The sequence below is a fragment of the Streptosporangium minutum genome (assembly GCF_002149035.1).
GTDB lineage: Bacteria > Actinomycetota > Actinomycetes > Streptosporangiales > Streptosporangiaceae > Streptosporangium > Streptosporangium minutum.
This window is the reverse complement of record NZ_NGFP01000101.1, coordinates 1-20,897: the sequence shown is the minus strand read 5'-3', so window position 1 is coordinate 20,897 and position 20,897 is coordinate 1. Positions and strand designations below refer to the sequence as shown.

At 72.2% G+C, this 20,897-nt stretch carries 14 protein-coding genes; 11 read left to right on the top strand and 3 right to left on the bottom strand.

What is annotated here, in order from left to right; genetic code table 11:
* Nucleotides 1-9 precede the first annotated feature (9 nt).
* On the bottom strand, nt 10-534 hold the full coding sequence (locus tag CA984_RS21815) for a DUF6542 domain-containing protein (protein WP_086575266.1): 525 nt from the start codon (nt 532-534) through the stop codon (nt 10-12).
* A 134-nt stretch (nt 535-668) separates the two neighbouring features.
* The gene (locus CA984_RS21810) at nt 669-1,973 is read right to left on the bottom strand and encodes a DNA recombination protein RmuC (RefSeq protein ID WP_086575265.1); all 1,305 of its coding nucleotides are present in this window, start codon (nt 1,971-1,973) and stop codon (nt 669-671) included.
* A gap of 337 nt (nt 1,974-2,310) precedes the next feature.
* On the opposite strand from CA984_RS21810, the gene ychF reads away from it, so the two are divergent.
* From ychF to CA984_RS21755, 11 genes are all read left to right on the top strand, one after another.
* Nucleotides 2,311-3,399, top strand: a complete 1,089-nt coding sequence (gene ychF / locus CA984_RS21805; protein WP_086575263.1) for a redox-regulated ATPase YchF — start codon at nt 2,311-2,313, stop codon at nt 3,397-3,399.
* Nucleotides 3,400-3,779: 380 nt separating this feature from the next.
* Nucleotides 3,780-4,817, top strand: coding sequence for a conjugal transfer protein (locus CA984_RS21800; RefSeq protein WP_242676089.1), 1,038 nt, complete (start codon nt 3,780-3,782; stop codon nt 4,815-4,817).
* A 166-nt stretch (nt 4,818-4,983) separates the two neighbouring features.
* Entirely contained in the window at nt 4,984-5,244 is a 261-nt protein-coding gene (locus CA984_RS21795; protein ID WP_086575287.1) for a hypothetical protein, read from the top strand.
* A gap of 46 nt (nt 5,245-5,290) precedes the next feature.
* Nucleotides 5,291-7,975, top strand: coding sequence for a conjugal transfer protein (locus CA984_RS21790; RefSeq protein WP_086575261.1), 2,685 nt, complete (start codon nt 5,291-5,293; stop codon nt 7,973-7,975).
* Nucleotides 7,976-8,092: 117 nt separating this feature from the next.
* Nucleotides 8,093-10,585: an ATP-binding protein gene (locus CA984_RS21785; RefSeq protein WP_086575259.1), complete on the top strand. Its 2,493-nt coding sequence runs from the start codon at nt 8,093-8,095 to the stop codon at nt 10,583-10,585.
* On the top strand, nt 10,582-13,017 hold the full coding sequence (locus tag CA984_RS21780) for a type IV secretion system protein (RefSeq protein ID WP_086575257.1): 2,436 nt from the start codon (nt 10,582-10,584) through the stop codon (nt 13,015-13,017). Before CA984_RS21785 ends, CA984_RS21780 begins: the two co-directional genes overlap by 4 nt.
* Before the next feature lie 2 nt (nt 13,018-13,019).
* Nucleotides 13,020-13,691, top strand: coding sequence for a hypothetical protein (locus CA984_RS21775; protein WP_086575255.1), 672 nt, complete (start codon nt 13,020-13,022; stop codon nt 13,689-13,691).
* Nucleotides 13,692-13,731: 40 nt separating this feature from the next.
* Nucleotides 13,732-14,820 carry a C40 family peptidase gene (locus CA984_RS21770; protein WP_086575253.1) on the top strand — a complete coding sequence of 363 codons (1,089 nt, stop codon included), beginning with the start codon at nt 13,732-13,734 and terminating at the stop codon, nt 14,818-14,820.
* A 14-nt stretch (nt 14,821-14,834) separates the two neighbouring features.
* On the top strand, nt 14,835-15,227 hold the full coding sequence (locus tag CA984_RS21765) for a (deoxy)nucleoside triphosphate pyrophosphohydrolase (RefSeq protein ID WP_012894841.1): 393 nt from the start codon (nt 14,835-14,837) through the stop codon (nt 15,225-15,227).
* Between the two features lie 77 nt (nt 15,228-15,304).
* Nucleotides 15,305-16,978 (top strand): hypothetical protein, encoded by a 1,674-nt coding sequence (locus tag CA984_RS21760; protein ID WP_133061741.1) that lies wholly within the window; start codon nt 15,305-15,307, stop codon nt 16,976-16,978.
* A gap of 78 nt (nt 16,979-17,056) precedes the next feature.
* Nucleotides 17,057-18,652 carry a hypothetical protein gene (locus tag CA984_RS21755; protein WP_133061740.1) on the top strand — a complete coding sequence of 532 codons (1,596 nt, stop codon included), beginning with the start codon at nt 17,057-17,059 and terminating at the stop codon, nt 18,650-18,652.
* Nucleotides 18,653-18,869: 217 nt separating this feature from the next.
* Here CA984_RS21755 and CA984_RS21750 read toward each other — a convergent pair whose 3' ends face one another.
* Complete coding sequence (locus CA984_RS21750) at nt 18,870-20,285, bottom strand: SulP family inorganic anion transporter (protein ID WP_242676092.1); 1,416 nt, start codon at nt 20,283-20,285, stop codon at nt 18,870-18,872.
* Nucleotides 20,286-20,897: the final 612 nt, after the last annotated feature.

The window sequence follows — 20,897 nt, the reverse complement described above, 5'->3', positions numbered from 1 at the left end:
GCCGGATCCCTACTGGCCCTCGCGGGGCGTGCCGTACACCTTGGGCTCGAAGTAGCCCTCGGGTTCGGGGGCGTAGCCGACGCTGTCACCGCTCCTCGGGCGGGGGATGTCGGGGCCGGTGGCCCGCAGCTCCTCGCGCAGGTCGCGGACGCACTGGGCCAGGCCGCGGCGCCAGGCGACGAGCAGGACCAGCAGCGAGCCGCCGAACAGCCACGGCGCGCCGGCCGACAGCTTGGTCAGCATGCCCAGGCCGAGGGCCTGGACCGGTGAGGCCGCGCCCAGCGACCGGACGGCCTCGGCGATCAGCGTGGCCGTGAAGAAGACCAGCGGTGGGGACACCACCAGCGAGAGCAGGTCCCGCCGGTTCACCAGCGCCACCGCGGCCCCGCAGCCGGCCACGAACATCAGGCCGATCAGCGCCGGCAGCCCGAGCAGAGCCTGCAGGAGACTGCCCAGCAGCGTGAACACCAGCACGGACGCCACCGCGCCCCGGGCGGTCAGCCGGATGCCGGTGCTCCGCTTCTGCTCACTCATATGATCACCCCGCCAAGCGCCTGCCCGTCGCGTCGCTCGTCCACCAGTCGTCCCCCTCGACCTCGGCCCCTCATCGCCAGCCCTCTCCGCTCCGCCTCCAGTGTCCGGCCGTCGGCGGCTTCAGGGAACAGCTTCTAGGGCAGGTCGTTCGTCAACCTACCGTTCAGACGGGAGACGAGAGGCGAGCTTGGCTCCTCTTCCTCCAGCAGTTCGGGCGAGGTCAGCGCGCGCGGCAGGTCCTCGACCGTCGCGGGCGTGTCCAGTTCGGCGTCGACCAGCCCCAGGTCGTTCAGCTTGCGCGCGCTCACCAGCACCCGCGTCTCCAGGGAGCCGACCGTGCGGTTGTAGGACTCCACCGCCCTGCCCAGCGACCGGCCCATCGTCTCCATGTTCCGTCCCATGGTGCCCAGCCGTTCGTAGAGTTCCTTGCCCAGCTCGAAGACCGCCCGCGCGTTCTCGCTGAGCGCGGCCTGCTGCCAGGCGTACTGCGCGGTGCGGAGCATGGTGATCAACGTGGTGGGCGTGGCGATGTGGACCCGCCGCCGCATGGCGTACTCCAGCAGGGCGGGATCGCGCTCCAGGGCCGGGGCGAGGAAGGCCTCACCCGGGATGAACAGCACCATGAACTCCGGCGCCGGGCTGAACGCCTGCCAGTACGCCTTGGAGGCGAGCCGGTCCACGTGCTCGCGGACGTGCCGGGCGTGGGAGTCGAGCCGGGCCGACTGGTGGTCGGGATCGCCGGACTCGGCGGCCTCCAGATAGGCGGCCAGGGAGACCTTGGAGTCGACCACGATGTTCTTGCCGCCGGCCAGCCGTACGACCATGTCGGGCCGGAGCACGCCGTCGGGGGTGGTGACGCTCGCCTGCTCGTCGAAGTCGCAGTAGCGCTGCATCCCGGCGATCTCGGCGACCCTGCGGAGCTGGAGCTCCCCCCACCGGCCCCTGGCCTCCGGGCGCTGCAGGGCGCGCACCAGCGCGGTCGTCTGGACGCGGAGCTGGTCGTTGCTCTCGCGGACGACGTCGATGTGCTTGGCCAGCTCGGCGTGGGCGGCCCGCTGGCCCGACTGGGTGTCGCGCAGCTGTGTCTCGACGCGGGCCAGGGTGTCCTTCAACGGCTCGATCAGGTGCTCGACGGCCTGCTTGCGCTGCTCCAGCTCCCCGGCGGCCTCGGCCCGGCTGGAGGCCAGCCGGGTCTCGGCCAGCTCCAGGAACCGCAGGTTGTTGACGTCGAGCGCGCGAGCGGACAGGGCCTGGAACCGTTCGGCGAGCTGCCCCTCGACGTAGGCGACCTTCTCCTCGGCGACCTTGGCCCGGGCTTCGGCCTCGGCCAGACGGGCCCCGGCATCCGCCGCCCCCGAGGAGGCACGCGCCCGGCCCAGCAGGAATCCGATCGCGAGGCCCGCGGCGAGTCCCACGGCGAGCTGGAAAGCGAGTGCCATGACATCCACCCCGGAATGATCGCAGGCCCGGCGGCTCCTGGCTTCCCGACACGCCTTCCAGGACCGGCCCTCGCGTCACTCCCGCACCGTCCCGCCCCCTCACGGCCCCGCTCCCTCGCTCAAAGTCCTCGGGTGGTCACGGAAGGCGAGATCCGGTGGCCGTGCGCCGCCCGCGTCCGGACGGCGTCCGGACGGCGGAGACCGCCCGGACCGGGGTGCGGGGCCGCTGCCCGGCGGCCTCGGACCGCTGTCCACGGGCGCGTGAGCGCGATGTCCACCGGCCTGTGACCTGTCTGCGGCGGGTAGCACTGGGTGATTCGCCGTAAACTCGGCTGACGTGAGCTTGAGCATCGGCATCGTCGGATTGCCCAACGTCGGCAAGTCAACGCTTTTCAACGCGCTGACGAAGACCGCCAACGCCCTGGCGGCGAACTATCCGTTCGCCACCATCGAGCCCAACGTGGGCATCGTCGGCGTTCCCGACCCGCGTCTGGAGAAGCTGGCCGAGATCTTCGGTTCCGCGAAGATCCTGCCCGCGAAGGTCGAGTTCGTCGACATCGCCGGACTGGTCCGCGGCGCCTCGGAGGGGCAGGGGCGGGGTAACCAGTTCCTCGCCAACATCCGCGAGACCGACGCCATCTGCCAGGTCATCCGGGTCTTCAACGACCCCGACGTGACCCACGTGGACGGTGGCGTCGCCCCCGAGCGCGACATCGAGACGATCAACACCGAGCTGATCCTCGCCGACCTGCAGACCCTGGAGAAGGCGATCCCCCGCCTCCAGAAGGAGTCCAGGACCAACAAGGACCGCAAGGCCACGCTGGAGGCGGCCGAGGCCGCGGTCAAGCTCCTCGACGGCGGCACCACCCTGTACGCCGGGGCGAAGGGGGCCGGGATCGATGTGGCCGACCTGCGCGAGCTGCACCTGCTGACCGCCAAGCCGTTCCTCTACGCGTTCAACCTCGACGCCGACGAGCTGACGGACGAGGACCTGCGGGCCCGGCTGGCGGCGATCGTCGCGCCCGCCGAGGCCGTCTTCCTGGACGCCAAGATCGAGTCCGAGCTCGTCGAGCTCCCCGACGACGAGGCGCTGGAGCTGCTGCAGTCCGTCGGCCAGGAGGAGTCCGGCCTGTCGCAGCTCGCCCGGGTCGGGTTCGAGACCCTCGGCCTGCAGACCTACCTGACCGCCGGCCCCAAGGAGACCCGGGCCTGGACGATCCGTAAGAACGCCACGGCTCCCGAGGCGGCCGGGGTCATCCACACCGACTTCCAGCGCGGTTTCATCAAGGCGGAGATCGTCTCCTTCGACGAACTGGTGGAGGCGGGCTCCATCGCCGCCGCCCGCCAGGCGGGCAAGGCCCGGATCGAGGGCAAGGACTACGTGATGCGCGACGGCGACGTCGTGGAGTTCCGCTTCAACGTCTGACGTCTCATCCGATCATCCGAGAGCGAACGGGCCTGGTCCTCGGACCGGGCCCGTTCGCTCATGCGGTGACGCTGCGTGACGTATACGGGGTGAATGCGCAGGTCGCGATACTCTCCCTGCCGTTTGGACAGCAATGCGTGGCGTTTGGGTAATCGGGTTACCTGTTGACCAGGCATAACGCGCTTTCTTGGCGATGTGGGCAGGTAACGGGTTCTGGCAGGTTCCAGACCGGGTTTGCTCAGTCACGAGGATGCCTGCAGCATAGGCGTGGCTTTCCTGGAACAATCGGCGAGGCGGTTAGAGTAAGTGCTTGACCATGGTTAACGGGGTCGGGAGTAATACGACACCGCGCCAACCGGGGGATGGGCGCGAGCGGAGGCATGATGGCTCGAAGGGCAACGGTCCAGCGTGATCCTCGGATCGCTGGCGACCCTGAGCTGTCGGCATACCCGGAGGGGTCCTACGACCCCGATCTCACCGGCGCCCCGGCGCGCGGGCGGGGTGCGCCGACCCGGAGCCGATGGTCCGGCGGAGGCGGGCGCTGGCTGGTGTGGACCGGCAGGGCCGTGCTCTGGGCATTAATAGTGGTCATCGTGGTGAATGGGGTCCGTGCACCTTTTGAGCGCTTCACCCGGCAGAACACCGCAGGCGGGTCCGCTCCCGTTTCGGCGGACAGCGAATTCCCGGTCAGCCGGGCGACCTCTTTCGCCAGCCAGTTCGCCGCCGTCTATCTGAATTTCGAGGCCATCCGTTCCCAGGAAAGGGCGGCACGGCTCGCGCCCTACCTGCCCGACGGCGCTCCGCCGCAGTTCGGCTGGGACGGGCTCGGCCGGATGGCCGCCGGCGCGGTGCAGCCGTACGGCACCGAGATCGTCGACAGGGAGAACGCCGTCGTGACCCTGGCGTTCCAGTCGGGCAACCGCCGCCAGCTCCTGTCCGTGCCCGTGTTCCACGACGGCGAGACCGACAGGTTCGTGGTCTCCGGCCGACCGGGGATCCTCCCCGCGCCGACGCCGGCGAACCTGCCCCCGGTGCCCGCCGGGGAGAGTGACGAGGCCGCGGAGACCGAGCTCCGCACCCCGCTGGCCGACTTCTTCAAGGCCTACGCCGCGAGCGACAACGCCTCCCTGCAGCGCTATGCCGCCGCCGGGGTCACCCTGGAGGGGTTCGGCGGCGCGTTCACCTTCGTGGAGCTCAAGAACCTCGACGTCCCCCTCGTCGGCGGCGCCACCCGTGACGTCACCGCCACGGTCGTGTGGGGCGTGCCCTCGGGCGCGTCGCCCTCCGCCGAGCCCACCCCCTCCGATCCCGGGGACATGAGCGGGAAGCTGGAGCAGGCCTACCTGCTCACCGTGGTCAAACAGGGCGACAAGTGGTTCGTCAAGGACATCCGAGGCGCGAAACGGTCTGTGGGGTAACACATGATCGAATGGTGCCGGGCCGCAGTGAACAGACCCCCCCTGATCAGCGAGTCGGCGGTGGACGGATCCGGGCATGCGTGTCGCGGGCACGTGGCCGCCCGGCAAGCGCGATCATGAGCACGGAGGACGAGAAGTGATCCTGAAGACCATCCTGCTGAGCGTGATGGACCTCGCTCAGCCGTCCGCTCCTCCGGCTGGTGTCAACACCGAGGGCCTGGCTGACTTCCTCCGCAAATTCTTCGCCCCGCTCTTCCTCGTCGTCGTCTCCGTCGTCGCGCTCTTCTTCCTCTTCACCCGTGAGATCACCAGGTTCGTGCAGTTCATCATCCTCGCCGTGGCCATCGGAGTGATCTTCTACGTGCCCAACATCATCGAGGTGACGGCCAAGGCGATCGCGGGCGCACTGGGCATCACGGGGGGTTGAGACCGCGCGCAGCGGTCAAAGAACGAGAGGCGGAAAGGAGGAGCGTGTGGACCTGCCCACGTATACCAATATCTGGCGGATTGAGAAGCGGCTCTACAAGCTGTACGACCTACGGCTGCCGATGCCGCTTCCGATTGTCTGGATCGGTGTGTTCGTGGGCGTGGTGGTGCCCTGGTCACTGCTGCTCTACCTGCTAGGCCTGCCTTTCGACGCGCCCTGGCACGTGGTGTACCTCGTGCCGCCGGGGATCGTCACCTGGCTCTCCACCCGGCCGGTGATCGAGAGCAAGAGGCTCACCGAACTGCTCCAGTCACAGGCCCGCTACGTGGGTGAGCCGCGCACCTGGTGCCGGATGGCCCCCGCCTCCGAGCCTTCGGAGATCAGCCTGACCGGCCGGGTCTGGCAGGCCGCGCCCCAGCGGGAGGCGCCGGTCCGGGTCAAGGCCTCCCGCAGGGCCCGGCACGCCCAGTCGAAGCGCGCCGCAGCCCGCGAGGTCCGCCCCGCGGTGGCCGCCGCCGCGGCGGCCGCGGCGGCCGCTCCGGTCGCCCGCGAACGCACCGCCTGGGGTACGGCCGTGGCACCTCGCCGGGGCACCGCCCCGGCCCTCGGGCAGGCGGTGTCCGCCGAGGAGCCCGGAGCCGTCCCATCCGCGGTGCGCGCGACCCCCGCCTCCGAGACGCATGCGACCCCCGCCTCCGCGGTGCGCGCGGGCTCCGCTCCCGCGGCGCCGGTCGAGCGGGTCTCCCTCGCCCCGCCTCCCGCGACCTCCGCCGCGCTGGTCAAGGCGCCGGCCGATCCCGCGCCGGCTTCCTCGACCCCTACGGCCTCCGCGGCTTCTCCGGCCTCCGCGGTCCCTCCCGCCGAGCGGGCTCCCACCGGCCCGGCCACCCCGCCCGAGCAGCCGGCCGCTCCGATCGGCACCGAGGCGTTGCGACGGCTGCGCAGGCTCGCCGCCTCGGCCGAGGCCGAGCGTGCCGTTCCGGTCCAGGCCGGCCAGGACAGGGCCCCGGCGGACGCGGCGTCTTCGCCTCCGGCTCAGCCCGAGGCGACCGCTGAACCTGCGGTACCCGCTGAACCCGCGGCGCCCGCGGGTCCTGCCGAGCGTGCGGTGTCCGCCGAATCCGCGGYGTCCGCCGAGCGTCTCGTGTCCGGTGAGCCTTCTGGGCCCGCTGCCGAGCGTCGTGAGTCCGCCGGGCGGTCTGCGGCGGSTGAGGGTGCGGCGCCCRCAGAGCATGCGGTGTCCGCCGGTGAGCCTTCTGGGCCCATTGCCGAGCGTCGTGAGTCCGCCGGGCGGCCTGCGGCCGTCTCCGAGCCGGTGGTGCCGCTTCCGCAGCGTCCCTTGCCCGTCGAGCGCCGTCCCGCGGCCGTCGAGCGGCCCGCTGCCGCCGGCTCCGGACCGGTGGTGCCGCTTCCGCAGCGTCCCGCGGCCGTCGAGCGCTCCCCGGCCGCCGCCGGATCCGGTGAGCCCGCCGGATCCGGCGAATCCGCCGGACAGCCGCCCGCCGGACAGCCGCTCGCCGAGCCCCGGTTCGTCGGGCCCGCTCCGGCCCGGCGACGTGCCGCCGAGCCGGAGGTGAAGGCGGACGAGGAGGCCGAGGGCCTGTGGGCCCGGCACCGCAAGGGACAGCCGTCACCGGCGGGGCAGTTCGCCGAGACGCAGGGGACATGGCCGCAGGAGCGGCCCGCGGGGACGCCGGCGGGCGTCTCGATCCGGGCGGTCCCCGCGGGGACCGAGGCCAAGGCCGACCCGGTGATGCCCGCGGTGCCGGTGCCCAGGCCCGGCCAGGGCGAAGCCCGGGTGCGCCGGGTGGAGTCGGTCGTCGGCCGGGACTCCTCGGGGGGCTGGCGGCGGCTGGCCCAGGTGGTCATCGGGCCGGGCGGCGCGGGCCGTACGGACGGGTCGGAGATCGACGAGGCGCGGGCCAGGGCGGTGTTCGGCGGCAGCCGCCGGGTGGTGGTGCTGGGCTGCACCGGCGGCGCCGGGCAGACCACGACGGCGCTCATGCTCGGTCACACCCTCGCCCGGTATCGCGAGGACCGCGTGCTCGCGGTCGACGCCAACATCGGCATCCACGCCCTGTCCAGCCGTATCCAGGGCGAATCGCCCGAGACGCTGAGCTCCCTGCTGGCCGGTCTCGACAACGTCCACGGCTACCTGGGCATGCGCGCCTACACCAGCCGTTGCGCCTCCGGCCTGGAGGTCATCGCCGGTGACAGCGACTCCGGTGCCGAGCAGCGGCTCGCCGACCGCACGCTCTTCTCCGACCGGCGGCTCAGCCAGACCATGGACATGCTGGACCGCCACTACAAGCTGATCGTCATGGACCCGGCGGCGGCGCTGGCCGCCCGGGTGCTTCCCTACGCCGACCAGCTCGTCCTGGTCGTCCCGGCCAGCGAGGACGGGCCGGACGCGGTGGCCATGACCTACGAGTGGCTTGACGGACACGGCTGCGCGGACCTCCGACGTCGCGCGATCATGGTCGTCAACGGGGTGAGCCGCCGGAGCATGGGCGACGTGGAACAGGCCGAGGCGGTCGCGCGGGGCCGGTGCCGGGCGATCGTGCGGGTGCCCTGGGAGGACGAGCTGGCCCCCGGCCGGTCGGAGCGGGTGGAGCCGTCCCATCTGCGGGCGCCTGGCCGCCGGGCGTATCTCGCGCTGGCCGGCGTCGTGGTGGCGGGCTTCGGAGCGGCGCAGACGGTTCGACCCAGCGAGGAGGAATTGGCCCAGTGATCCCCCGGGCGCGAGGAGACGTGGTGAACGGGCGTAACGAGGTGGGCGCGTGAGCGGGCGCGGCGGGCGAGCCGCCGGTCACGGGGACCCGGCCGCACAGCCGGCGAGGGAGGTCGTGTGAGCCGCGCCTCGCGGGCACGCAGCCGGCTCGCCGTCCGATACTTCGACGACCGGATCCTGCTGACCGACTCGGCGGTCTGGGCCTACTTCCGGCTGCCGACCGTGAGCTACGAGTTCATCACCCCCGAGGAGCGGGAGGCGCTGGCCACCAACATCACGATCGCGCTGGCGGCGATCCGGATGCCGGACGCCGAGGTGCACCTGCGGGTGGCGCACCGCACCTACCCCGCGGCCGAGTGGGCGATGGCGCTGAACGCCACCTCCGACGAGGGCCCCGGCTGGCGCGACTACCTGGAGGAGATGTACCGGCACGTCTGGGCCAAGGACTTCTGGAGCAAGGAGGTCTACCTCGGCGTACGGCTCGGCCTGCGTGGCAGGCAGCTCGGCACCGGTGTCCTGTCCCAGCTCTTCGGCTTCTACCAGCGCAGCGAGAAGGTCCTGGGCATCGAGGACGACCACGTCCCCAAGACGGAGATCGCCAAGTGGTCCGAGCAGGCGGAGCGGCTGGGCCGGGCCCTGTCCGCGAGCGCCCTGTACGCCCGGCACGCCACCTCCACCGAGATCGCCTGGCTCTTCCAGCACGCCGCGGCGGGCTCCCTCGGGGACCCGCCGCCCTCGGCCAGCCCCAAGCGGCGGTGGGGACAGGGCGAGATCGAGTCCCTCGTCGAGGGGCAGATCCACAACGGCAGGTCGCTGCTCCGGATCGAGCAGCCGCAGGGCGACTCCTACGTCGCGCACCTGTCCTTCGCCCGGTTCCCGGATCTGATGCCCTTCCCCGACGGCGAGCCGTGGATGCACTTCGCCGACCAGCTCCCCTTCCCGGTGGAGATCAGTTCGAGGATGCGGCTGATCTCGCCGGTCAAGGCCAGCAAGGACGTGGCGCGCAAGCTCGCCCACGCCCGTGACATGGACATCCACATCAGGGAGGCGGGCGCCGAGGCGCCGCTGGCGCTGGCCGAGCAGATCGACGCGGCCCGGATGCTGGAACACGGCATCACCAAGGAGCGCCTGCCGTTCGTGTACGGCTGGCACCGGCTGATCGTCTCCGCCCCGACCGAGGAGATCTGCGTGCAGCGGGTCGAGGCGGTCGTGGAGCACTACCGTGACATGGGCATCGACATCGTCAACTCCACCGGCGACCAGTTCTCGCTGTTCTGCGAGGCGCTGCCGGGCGAGCGGGTCCGGGTCAACGCCTACGCCCAGCGGCAGCCGCTGCGCACCATCGCGGGCGGCATGGCGACCGCCACGGTGGACCTGGGCGACCGGACGGACGAGGGCAACGCCGGCTGGATGGGACCGTACGTCGGGGAGACGCTGGGCCGGGCCCGGAGCATCGTCCACTTCGACCCGCTGGTGGCGGCCACGCGCAACCGGCCCACGGCCATCGCGATCACCGGTGAGCCCGGCGGCGGCAAGACCACGCTGGCACTGCTGATGATCTACCAGATGGCGCTGCGCGGCGTGACGGTCGCGGTCATCGACCCCAAGGGCGACGCCGACTCCCTGGTCCAGCTGCTGCAGAGGCGGGGCAGGAAGGCGCGGGTCATCCCGCTCGGCTCGGCCGCCCCGGGGCTGCTCGACCCGTTCTCGTTCGGCGACGACATCGCGGCCAAGAAGACGATGGCCAGCGAGACGCTCCGGCTGCTGCTGCCGCGCATGTCGGAGGAGCGCGAGTCGGCGATGATCCAGGCGGTCGCGGCGGTCTCCAACGGCGAGGACCCCTCGCTGGGCAAGGTCGTCGACTTCCTGGAGCAGACCGAGGACGCCGCCTCCAAGAACCTGGGCGCCGTGCTCCGCTCGATGTCGGAGATGCACCTCGCCCGGCTCTGCTTCGACCCCTCCGGCGGCGACCAGATCGACACCGAGGGGTGGACCACGGTCTTCACCCTCGGCGGCCTGACCCTCCCGGACGCCTCCACCGGCCGCGACGACTACTCCTACGAGCAGCGGCTGTCGGTGGCCCTGCTCTACCTGGTCGCCCAGTTCGCCCGGGGGCTGATGAACGGCCTGGACCGGCGGACCCCCAAGGCGATCTTCCTGGACGAGGCCTGGGCGATCACCTCCACGCCGGAGGGCGCCAAGCTGGTGCCCGAGGTCAGCCGGATGGGCCGCTCGCGCAACACGGCCCTCGTGCTGGTCTCGCAGAACGCCGGCGACCTGCTGAACGAGCAGGTGACGAACTGCCTGTCGTCGGTGTTCGCCTTCCGCTCCACCGAGCGGGTCGAGGTGGAGCACGTGATGGCGCTGCTCGGGGTGGAGCCCTCGGAGGAGCACAAGGCGATACTGCGCTCGCTGGGCAACGGCGAGTGCGTCTTCCGGGATCTGGACGGTCGGGCGGGCCGTATCGGGGTGGACCTCATCTCCGACGAGCTGGTGCGCTGGCTCGACACGAATCCGACCCACGACAAACCAGGCGAGAACGTGCATGATCTTTCCGGGGGCGACAGAGTCAGTAGGCCGGGGGCCGCGGCGCTGGAGGTACGGTCATGAAGGTTTCCCGCAAGGGGCTGAAGGGTTCCCGCAAGGGACGACTAGGCAAGCGGATCGTCATCGCGCTGGTGGCGCTGACCGCGTTCCTCGCACTCCCACTGCTGGCGCCGGCGGGCACACCCACCGCCGTCGCCGCCGCTCCCTGCGACCTCTCGCCGGACCTGGCTCCCGAGGTCGTCGGTTCAGGCGTGGACGGCCTGCTCAAGCCGCCGTCCCCGGCCGCGCCCACGCCGGGCGCGGCGGCTCCCACCGCGGCTCCGGCCACGCGGGGCAACTACGCCACCTACGGCATGAGCGGCCAGTTCTGGCACACCCACCAGCTCGGCTGCGACGACGTCGCGGCCGTGATGGGCAACACGATGGCCAACACGATCTTCTCGTGGGCCAAGGCGCTGGACCGGCTGACCATCACCACCTATCAGGCGGCGGCCACCGAGGGTCCGCTGGAGTCGATCAAGGATGTCGTCGACGACATCGTGATCAACCTTTCCAACGCGATGTACTGGCCGTTCCTGCGGCCGATCGTGATCCTCGGCGCCATCTGGCTGGCCTGGTACGGCCTGATCCGCAAGCGGGCGACCACGACGGCCGAGGGCGTCATCTGGATGGTCCTGGCGGTCACCGTCGCGGTCTGGTTCTTCAGCCGCCCCGGCGACTTCACCGGCATGGGCAAGCTGGTCACCGACAAGACCAGCGAGGTCGTCAACTCCGCCTTCTCCGGGCTGCCCGGCGCGGGCGGAACCTCCTGCATTCCAGCCAAGGGTGACACCAATCCCGAGGTCAAGTCCGGTGGTTACGGTCAGACCGGCGTCCCGGGGGTCGAACAGAACGCCGAGGCGCTCTGGTCCACCCTGGTCTGCAAGCCGTGGCTGATGGGCGAGTTCGGCACCGCCGACCCCGCGGCACCCGCGGTGAAGGCGTACGCCTCCAATCTGCTGAGCGTCCAGGCACTCGACGAGGCCGAGCAACGGGCCACGCAGACTCCGAACACCAGCGCCCACCAGGCACAATATGAGGCCGAGATCGCCGACAAGCTGGAGAACACGCCGATCTTCTTCCTCTTCCAGGGAAAGGATTGGACAAACCGGCTGGGCATCGCGATCGGCGCGCTGATGGCCGCGATGGTCGCGGGACTGCTGATCTTCCTGGTGGCCGTCTCCCTGCTGGTGCTCAAGGTCGGCTTCCTGCTGTTGCTGATCCTCGCGCCGGTCTTCCTGCTGATCGGCGTGCATCCGGGGTCCGGCCGGATCATCGCGATGCGCTGGGTGGAGATGCTGGTCGGCACCCTGCTCAGACAGGCGGTGCTGACGCTGGTCCTGGGCGTTCTGGTGTACGGCTACGCCCTGATCATCTCCACGGCGATGCCGTGGGGCATGCAGGTCATGTTCATGGCCCTGCTGACGATCGCGGTCTTCTTCTACCGGCGGCCGTTCCAGCACCTGTTCGCCTCCATGGACGGGCACACGATCGCCACCCGCGTGCTGGGCGACGCGGCCACCGCGCCGACCCTGCAGCGCGCGGCGGGCGTGCTGCCGCCGGTCGCGGCGGCCCGGATGGGCCGCTGGGGCATGCGCAAGGCGGAGCCCGTGTTGCAGGCCGCCGCGCTCGCCGGCGGCGCCTCCGTCGCGACGGCGGCCGCGGCGGTCGCCCAGGGCAAGGTCCGCGGGGAGGAGGGCGCCCCCGGCGGGAACACCCCCTCGGGCGCCCGGGTGCCGGTCGGCGCGCAGCCCACGCCGCTCGACACCGACGCCCAGGCGGGCGGGCGGCGCAAGGGCACCGGCCGGCCGGTCACCGCCGCCCGCGCCGGCGCGGCGCCGCCGCTCAACCTCTCCGGAGGCGGTACGGCGGGCAGCGCCTCCCCGACCCGTTCGGGCGGTGCCGGCCGCGGCGGCGCGGGCGGCTGGTTCAGCGGCCGCTCCGGCGGCTGGGCCCCGCAGGGAGGATCGTCTCCGGCGGGCGGGTCGTCTCCGGCGCCCTCGTCCGGCGGCAGGTCCTCCGCCCCCTCCTCCGGTGGAGGGCCGGCGTCCCCGTCGGGGGGCGGCGGCCGGTCGGGCGGGAGCGTCTTCGGCTCCGGCGGCGGTTCCCGGCGCTGGGACTCCGGCTCGCGCGGCTCGGGCTCCGGGTCGCGGAGCGGTTCCGGCTCGGGCTCGCGCGGCGGGGGCGGCGGTTCCCGCGGCTCCTCGGGATCCGGCGGTTCCCGGAGCTCCTCCGGCTCCGGCGGGAGCATCTTCGGGGGCTCCCGTGGCTCCTCGGGGTCGGGCGGCAGCCTGTTCGGCGGTTCCTCCGGCGGATCGAGGAACGGCGGCGGCGGGCGCCCGGACAGGTCGTCCGAGGCACCCCCGCTCTGGCTGTCCAGCCGGTCGGACCGGGGCAGGCAGGCGGATGAGGCCGCGCCCTTCTGGCTCCGCGCGTCCAACCCCGACAAGGACTGACGATGGTCGAAGGGGGCAGCCGCCGAGGGCTCGTCTTCGCGGTGCTGGTCATCATGCTGGCCGCGGTCGGGATCTATCTGACCATGTGGCCGGACTCCGGCGGCGAGCGGCAGACACCGGCCGACCCGGTGGGCGCGAGCCGTACGGTGGCCGCTTCGCAGGCGCCGGCGGGCGCCGAGCGGCCCCGGCCGTCGGCGACGGCCAGCAACGCGCCCTTCGACGTCTACTCCTACCTGCCGATGACCAAGCAGGAGCTGGCCGCCGCCGCCGACTACGCCCAGCGGTTCACCACCGAGTACGGCACCTTCAGCTACGACGAGGACCCGGCGGACTACGGGGATCGGCTCAGTGGCTACACCACGACCGAGTTCGCCGCCGTGCTGCTGCGCACGGTCACCTCGCCGGGCAGCGTCGAGGCCAACCGCGCCGACGAGGTCGTCTCCGTCGGCACGGCGCGTGTGAAGGAGATCCGGCAGGTCCAGAGCACCTCGGTGACGTTCGTGGTCACCGGCACCCAGAACGTCACCGCCAAGAGCGGGCCGAAGGAGCGGACCGAGGACTACGCCGTCACGCTCATCGAGGTGGGCGCCGACTGGCGGGTCCACGATCTGCAACCGGCGGACGACGGCCAGGACGGAGACGACCAGTCCTCGCAGACGGGCCAGATCGGATGACCGGCGGAGCCTGCCAGTCCTCGCAGACGGGTGAGATCGGATGACCGGCAACAGGAAGCTGCACCTCGCCCTGATCCTCGGCGTCGCGGGGCTCTGCATGCTCGCACTGGTCATGGCGCCGATGCTGATGGTGAGCACGTTCCCGTCCTTCACCGGTGGCGGGATGCCCGACTGCGAGGACACGGCCAGGACCGTGAGCGCGCAGTCCGAGACCGCGGGATCGGACATCCCGGCGGAGTATCTGAAGCTGTACCGCGAGCACGGCGAGAAGATCGGCGTGCAGTGGAACGTGCTCGCCGGGGTGGGCAAGCGGGAGACCGACCACGGGCGCTCCACGCTCCCCGGGGTGCGCAGCGGCACCAACTACGCCGGGGCCGCGGGGCCGATGCAGTTCCTGATCAGCACCTGGGGCGGCAAGGCGAAGATCAAGATCCCGTCGCGGTTCAACGGCTACGCCTCCGACGGCGACGGCGACGGCTGGGCCGACGTCTACAACCCGGCGGACGCGATCCTGGGCGCGGCGAAGATGCTCAAGCGCAACGGCGCGCCGGAGGACGTACGGCGGTCGCTGTTCGTCTACAACCGGGCCTGGTGGTACGTGGACCAGGTCATGGAGATCGCCGGGAAGTACGCCGAGGACGGCGCGGTCAGCGTCCCCCCGGAGGCGGAGGCGGCCTGTGACGAGCCTCTGGTGGAGGCGGCGCCGAGCGGTACGGTGGCCGGGATCCTGGAGTACGCGCTGGCCCAGCGCGGCAAGCCGTACCTGTGGGGCGGCACCGGGCCGGACGCCTTCGACTGCTCCGGGATCATCTACATGGCCTACCGGAACGTGGGCCTGACCATCCCGCGCACGACCTTCGGCCAGTGGCCCTTCGGCGTGAAGATCGCGCCGGGTGACGAGCAGGCAGGGGATCTGGTCTTCTTCAACTCGGGGCCGGGCACCGGGGCCGACACTCCCGGGCACGTGGGAATGGTGGTCTCACCGGGCAAGATGGTCGAGGCGAGGTGCCGCCTGTGCGGGCCCATCAAGGTCACCACCTACCGCGACCGGACCGGCATCGTGGGGTTCACCCGGCCGTTGCGAAACCCCGATGTCCTCGCGCAGCTCAAATTGAGGGAGCAGGGCTGACACAATCGGTTGCCATGGACAAGGTCGTTGTGGGAGCCGCGATCGTCGACGGCAGCGGCAGACTGCTTGCCGCCCAGCGCGCAGAGCCACCTGAGCTCGCCGGTGGCTGGGAGTTACCCGGTGGAAAGGTCGATCCGGGGGAGGACGATCACACCGCGCTGATCCGGGAGTGCCAGGAGGAGCTCGGCGTCCTGGTCGAGGCCGGGGAGCAGGTCGGCGGCGACTGGCCGCTGACCGACGGTTACGTGCTCCGGGTCTGGCTGGCGGAGATCGTGGAAGGGGAGCCGGAGGCCAAGGAACACCTGGATCTGCGCTGGCTGCCCATGGACGAGCTGTACGACGTGCGGTGGCTGCCCGCCGACCTGCCGATCGTGCGTGCCGTACAAGGCCAGCTCGATGAGGGTTGAGTGGTAACCGTTTGTGACATAACAATTACTGGATGTGTTGTTGTCGTGCGTCCGTATCGGGGGATCGGAGAAGTGCGGTGACCGGATGGTGGCAGCGTGCCCGGGTCGTGTCGGCCGTGGGGACGGGAGCGCTCCTTCTGGGGGGAGGGCCGGCGGTGTACGCGGCCGGGGCGGACGACCCTTCCGCGCTCCCCGCCGAGGCGGCGGAGGCCGACGAGCTCAACTCCTGGTCGCGATGGGTCCGCGCCGGTGGTGTGATCCGGTTCCGGGTGTGGCTGGAGGGATCCGGCACCGACGCGCGGCTGGCGGTCGAGACCACTCCCGCCGAGGCGCTCGCGGGCATCGAATGCCCGCAGGCGATCGACCCCCGGCTGCCGCGAGGCGGTCCCCAGCTGTGCTCCCTGGGAGAGGTCGACGCGCGCAGATCCGTGGACGTGCTGCTCACCATGCCGGACGAGGCCGAGGACATCGAGCTGACCGCGGTGGCCCGGATGCGCAACCGCGAGGGCGTATGGGTCACCCACACGGCCAGGACCACTGTCGAGAACCCGGCGTCCAGGACCGCCGAGATCGTGAAGGCGGCCCAGATCCTCGACCTGGCCGACCCCGTCCTGCCCCGGCCCGCTCCGGGCGTGCCTCCCCGGCCCCCGGGGGCCCTCGTCGAGGACGCGGGGACGCCGGGGCGTGCCGAGGACACGGCGGCGGCGGGGAAGGCCGCCCCGGTGGCCACCGGCAGCCCGCTCGCACCGTCCGCGACGCCGGCCGATCCCGCGACGCCGCACGCTTCCGCGACGCTGAACGGTCCCGCGACGCCGCACGCTTCTGCGGGATCGTACGGTCCCGCGACGCCGCATGCTTCCGCGACGCCGAACGGTCCCGCGGAGGCGCCGAACGCCCTTCAGCTCCGGCCGGCACCGGTCGCGCCGCTGAACCCGCCGGCGCTCGGGGCGCCGCGGGTCGTGGGGGAGCCGGGAGCGCGGGCCGTGCCGCCGGACCCGCACCCGAGGGACCGCCGTGAGGGGGAGGGGGCTCCGATGATCCTGGAGGAGCCCGAGACGCCCCAGGGGAGCGCCTCGGTGTATGAGGACCCCGGGGCCGAGGAGGTCGCGCCGGAGGACTCCGGCGCCCCGGAGAGCGCCGGTCCGAGCGCCGGTCCGAGTGCCGGTCCGAGTGCCGGCCCGGGTGCCGGCCCGAGCGCCGGTCCGGCCGGCCTGGCGGGGCAGGGCGGCGGAGGCGCGGCCGCCGGGATGGGGCAGGGCGGCGGAGGGCCGCTGGAGCCGGTCACGGCAGGGGAGCCGGCCCGGCCGGAGGGGGCGACCCAGGCACGGCGGAGCGGGCGGGAGCAGGTGGACGCCGGGGCACGATCGGCGGCCTCGCTCTCGGAGGAGCTGGCCGAGGCCGGGCAGATGCCTCCGCTGACGGGCGAGGTGCCGCAGATGGCGGCGCCGATGCCGCAGCCACCCGGGCAGATCCCGCCGGTGTGGAACGACCCCAACCTCCGGATGCCGCTGGCCGCGCCGGTCGTGTCGCCGTCGTCGTCGGTCATGGCGGACTCACAACCGCTGGGCGCGCCGTTGCCCCAGGACTTCGACGGGTCGAGCCGGCAGGTCAGGCCGATCGCCGAGTCAGATCCGATCCTGACCGGGATGCGGGGAATCCCGGTGGTGGGAGTCGCGCTGGGAGTCCTGCTGGGGCTGCTCTGGCTGCAGATGAGGATCCAGCGTCGCCGCGAATCGCGATCCGTGTTGTAAAAAGCGCTTTGCTGTTACTTTTGCCCAACTAGTATTTTCCTTGACTCGTTCTGTATGGGAAATCCGCGGAGGGCACCGGTGACGCGATCACGGCGTACGGCGGCCGTCTCCGCCGTTGTCATGTCCCTGGGGCTGAGCGGGATGGCGCTGCTCGCAGCCGCGCCGCTCACCGCCTCCGCCCCCGCGGACGCGGCTGTCCGGCTGGTCGTCGCCAACCCCTCCGAGATCCCCGGCTGTGACGTCGATCCGGGGGCTCCGTGTGAGGAGCCCACGCCGGTCACCACCGTCACGGTCACCGCCAACCCCGAGGAGACGGAGACCACCCCGGCGCCGCAGAAGACGGTGACCACCACGGTCACCGTCCCCCCGGCGACGAAGACGCCGAAGCCTCCCAAGACCACGGCCCCGCCGGAGACGACCGCCCCGCCGGTCCCGACGTCCGCCCCCATCGAGCCGCCTCCCGTCGTCGACACGTCGCCGCCGGCCGAGGAGACGACGGAGCCGGAGCCCACCTTCCCCAGCACCGAGCAGAGCTCGGCCACGCTCCCCACGGCCTCGGCCGAGCCGACCGGCAACCCGACGTTCGAGGACACCGCGCCCGCCGCGGTGCCCTACGAGATCCGCAACGCGGGCTCGGAGTTCGACGGGGCCACCCTGAGCGGCCAGCTGGCCATCCCGGCGCTGATCCTCGTGCTCCTGGTCCTGTTCGCCGTGCTGATCTTCGAGGGCAGGCTGCGCCGCCTGGCCCACGCCGCGGCCATCCGCCGCGCCGGCCCCCGCGCCCTGGGTCACCAGCGCGGCGACGCCATGGGCACGATGGGATACCCCGCCGGTCCCGGTTACGGGCCCGCACCGGGGTTCCCGCACGGCGCCTACCAGGGTGGTGCGGCTTACGCCCCGATAATCAGCTTCGTCCCCATGCAGATGTATGCCCCGGTCTACCCGGAGGGTTACGCGCCGGAGCAGTACGCCCAGCCGTACGAGCAGCCGACGGCCTACCTGCCCCAGCCGGGCTACGAGCAGCCGCCCGCCGGTTACGTGGAGCAGCAGCACGGGATGGAGCAGCAGTACGGGCAGGCGCCTTACACGCCGACGGGACCGGACGCCGCGCCGGCCGCGTTCCAGCACCGGGGCGCCCAGCCGTACGGCGGCCCGCAGGAGGACTTCCCCCGGGGGCCCGGCGAGTTCCCCGGCGCGCCGTTCCCGCAGGAGCCGGCGCATGTCCGCGGCCACGCCCAGGAGCCGTTCTTCCCCACGCCGGACCAGTTCGGTGACCACTCGCGGCCCGGCGGGCCGGAAGGCCCCCTCTTCGAGGGCCCGGGGTCACACGGTGGAGCCCTCGGCTCGGAAGGCGGGCCGTTCCCGCACGGCCCCGAGTCCCTCCGCCAGGACGGGCCACAGCACCCGTACGGTCCCGACTCGCAGGGCCCCGACTTCCAGGGCGGTCCGCCGCTCCCGCCGGGGCGTGACTTCCAGGGCGGTCCCGTTCCGCAGGGGCCGGGCGAGTTCCCCGGCGCGCCGTTCCCGCTGGAGCCGCCACACGCCGGTGGCCCCGGCCAGGACCCCCTCATCGGCCCGCCGCCCTCTTCGGAGCCCACCGGTACGGCGGTCTACCCGCTGCCGGGCCAGGACACCGGCAAGAAGAAGCGCGGCCTCTTCCGCCGTCCCAAGTAACCGCCGGTCGTCGGCCGGCGCCGGTCGTTCCTGTCGCGGCGCGCTCCGCTCAACCCGGCCCGACCGGTGAAACCACTGCCGCCGTCCCAAGCAGCCGCCGGTTGCCCGTTGCCGGTCGCCGGTTGCCCGCCGCCGGTCGTCGGCTGCCGCGGTGCGCTCCCGCTCGACCCGGCCCGACCGGTGGATCCGCACCGGCTACCGGCCCCGCCGGCTGGCGTCAGTGGCTGCCGGACAGTTTCCCGCTGAGGGTGCCGTGCATCTTCGCGCTGGAGGTGTTGAGGCCGATGATCTCCACCCTCTTGCCGCGGGCGGCGTACTTGGTGGTGACGGCGTCCAGTGCGGCCACCGAGGAGGCGTCCCAGATGTGCGCGTCCGACAGGTCGACGACCACGTGGTCCGGATCACCGGTGTAGTCGAACCGGGTGACCAGATCGTTGCTGGAGGCGAAGAACAACTGGCCGGTGACGGCGTAGGTGACTCGGTCGCCCTCGGGGGCGAGCGTGGAGGTGACCTCGGCCAGGTGGGCGACCCGGCGGGCGAAGACGACCATGGCGGTCAGCGAGCCGACCACGACGCCGACGGCGAGGTTGTGGGTGACGACCACGACCGCGACCGTGATCGTCATGACGATGGTCTCGCCCCAGGGCATGCGTTTGAGGGTGGCCGGAGCGACGGAGTGCCAGTCGAAGGTGGCGACGGAGACCAGGATCATCACCGCGACCAGGGCGGCCATCGGGATCTGCGACACCCAGGGGCCGAAGACGACGCACAGGACCATGAGGAACACCCCGGCCAGGAAGGTCGACAACCGGGTGCGGGCGCCGTTCCTCACGTTGATCATCGTCTGGCCGATCATGGCGCAGCCGCCCATGCCGCCGAACAGGCCGGTGACGATGTTGGCGACGCCCTGGCCGATGGACTCACGCGTCTTGCTGGAGGAGGTGTCGGTCAGTTCGTCGACCAGCTTGGCGGTCATCAACGACTCCATCAGCCCGACCAGGGCGAGGGCGAGCGCGTACGGCACGATCAGCGCCAGGGTGGCGGTGGTGAACGGCACGTCCGGCAGGCCGGGGACCGGTAGTGCCGACGGTAGCGCGCCCTTGTCGCCGACGGTCGGCACCGCCAGGCCGGCTCCGACGGTGAGCGCGGTCAGCGCGGCGATGGACACCAGAGGCGCGGGCACGGCCTTGGTGAGGCGGGGGAAGAACACCATCAGCGCCAGCGCCCCGCCGACCAGCGGATACACCACCCACGGCACGTCTGTGAGTTCCGGCAGCTGCGCCATGAAGATCAGGATGGCCAGGGCGTTGACGAATCCCACCATCACCGAGCGCGGCACGAACCGCATCAGCTTGGCCACCCCCAGCGCGCCGAGCGCGATCTGGAACACCCCGCCGAGGATGACCGCGGCGATCAGGTAGGCCAGGCCGTACTCACGGGTCAGCGGCGCGACCACCAGGGCGATCGCGCCGGTGGCGGCGGAGATCATCGCGGGGCGGCCGCCGACGACGGCGATCACTGTGGCCATGGTGAAGGAGGCGAACAATCCGACGCTCGGAGCGACTCCGGCGATGATGGAGAACGAGATGGCCTCGGGGATCAGGGCGAGCGCGACCACCAGACCGGAGAGGATCTCGGTGCGGGCGACCTTCGGGGACCACCAGGCCGGGCGGGCCGGGCGCGGGTGGGCGAAAAGGGGCGATGAGCTGGGCAACAGGCATCCTTGGGCGTGGGGGGCCTTCGGCCGGACGGCCGCCAGGCGGAGGACAACGGGGTGAGACCGGGAAAGGCGCTCGGCGGAGCCGCCGCGCACCACACGGGCGGCGGCAGGGATCGCGGAGCCCGGCGTGAGGAGCCGGGGAAAGGGGGCCGTGCTACCGGAGCGGCAGCCTCACGGCGGGCAGGAGGCGGCAGGCATGGCGGGCACGCGCGCGTCGGTGTCCTTCGGGTCGAGATCGCCGCGAGGCGCGCCGGTGCGCCCCGCCCGGGCAGGCCGGGGCGTCGCCCGCGGCCGCGGGCAGACCGGAGTGGGACTCCCCGTCGCCGGAAACTCTACCTTCGGCGCCGGGGACGGGTGCGAGTGCCCGCGACCGGTGCGGGGCCCAAGGTAGAGCGGGGCCCAGGGCAGAGCGGGGCCCCGCTCTACCTTCTACCTTCGGCGCCGGGGACGGGTGCGAGTGCCCGCGACCGGTGCGGGGCCCAAGGTAGAGCGGGGCCCAGGGCAGAGCGGGGCCCCGCTCTACCT

Coding starts and splice junctions, on each gene's coding strand:
- CA984_RS21800 (WP_242676089.1), top strand. CDS start 3,780: ATGATGGCTCGAAGGGCAACGGTCCAGCGTGATCCTCGGATCGCTGGC.
- CA984_RS21815 (WP_086575266.1), bottom strand. CDS start 534: ATGAGTGAGCAGAAGCGGAGCACCGGCATCCGGCTGACCGCCCGGGGC.
- CA984_RS21795 (WP_086575287.1), top strand. CDS start 4,984: ATGGACCTCGCTCAGCCGTCCGCTCCTCCGGCTGGTGTCAACACCGAG.
- CA984_RS21810 (WP_086575265.1), bottom strand. CDS start 1,973: ATGGCACTCGCTTTCCAGCTCGCCGTGGGACTCGCCGCGGGCCTCGCG.
- CA984_RS21765 (WP_012894841.1), top strand. CDS start 14,835: ATGGACAAGGTCGTTGTGGGAGCCGCGATCGTCGACGGCAGCGGCAGA.
- CA984_RS21775 (WP_086575255.1), top strand. CDS start 13,020: ATGGTCGAAGGGGGCAGCCGCCGAGGGCTCGTCTTCGCGGTGCTGGTC.
- CA984_RS21770 (WP_086575253.1), top strand. CDS start 13,732: ATGACCGGCAACAGGAAGCTGCACCTCGCCCTGATCCTCGGCGTCGCG.
- CA984_RS21780 (WP_086575257.1), top strand. CDS start 10,582: ATGAAGGTTTCCCGCAAGGGGCTGAAGGGTTCCCGCAAGGGACGACTA.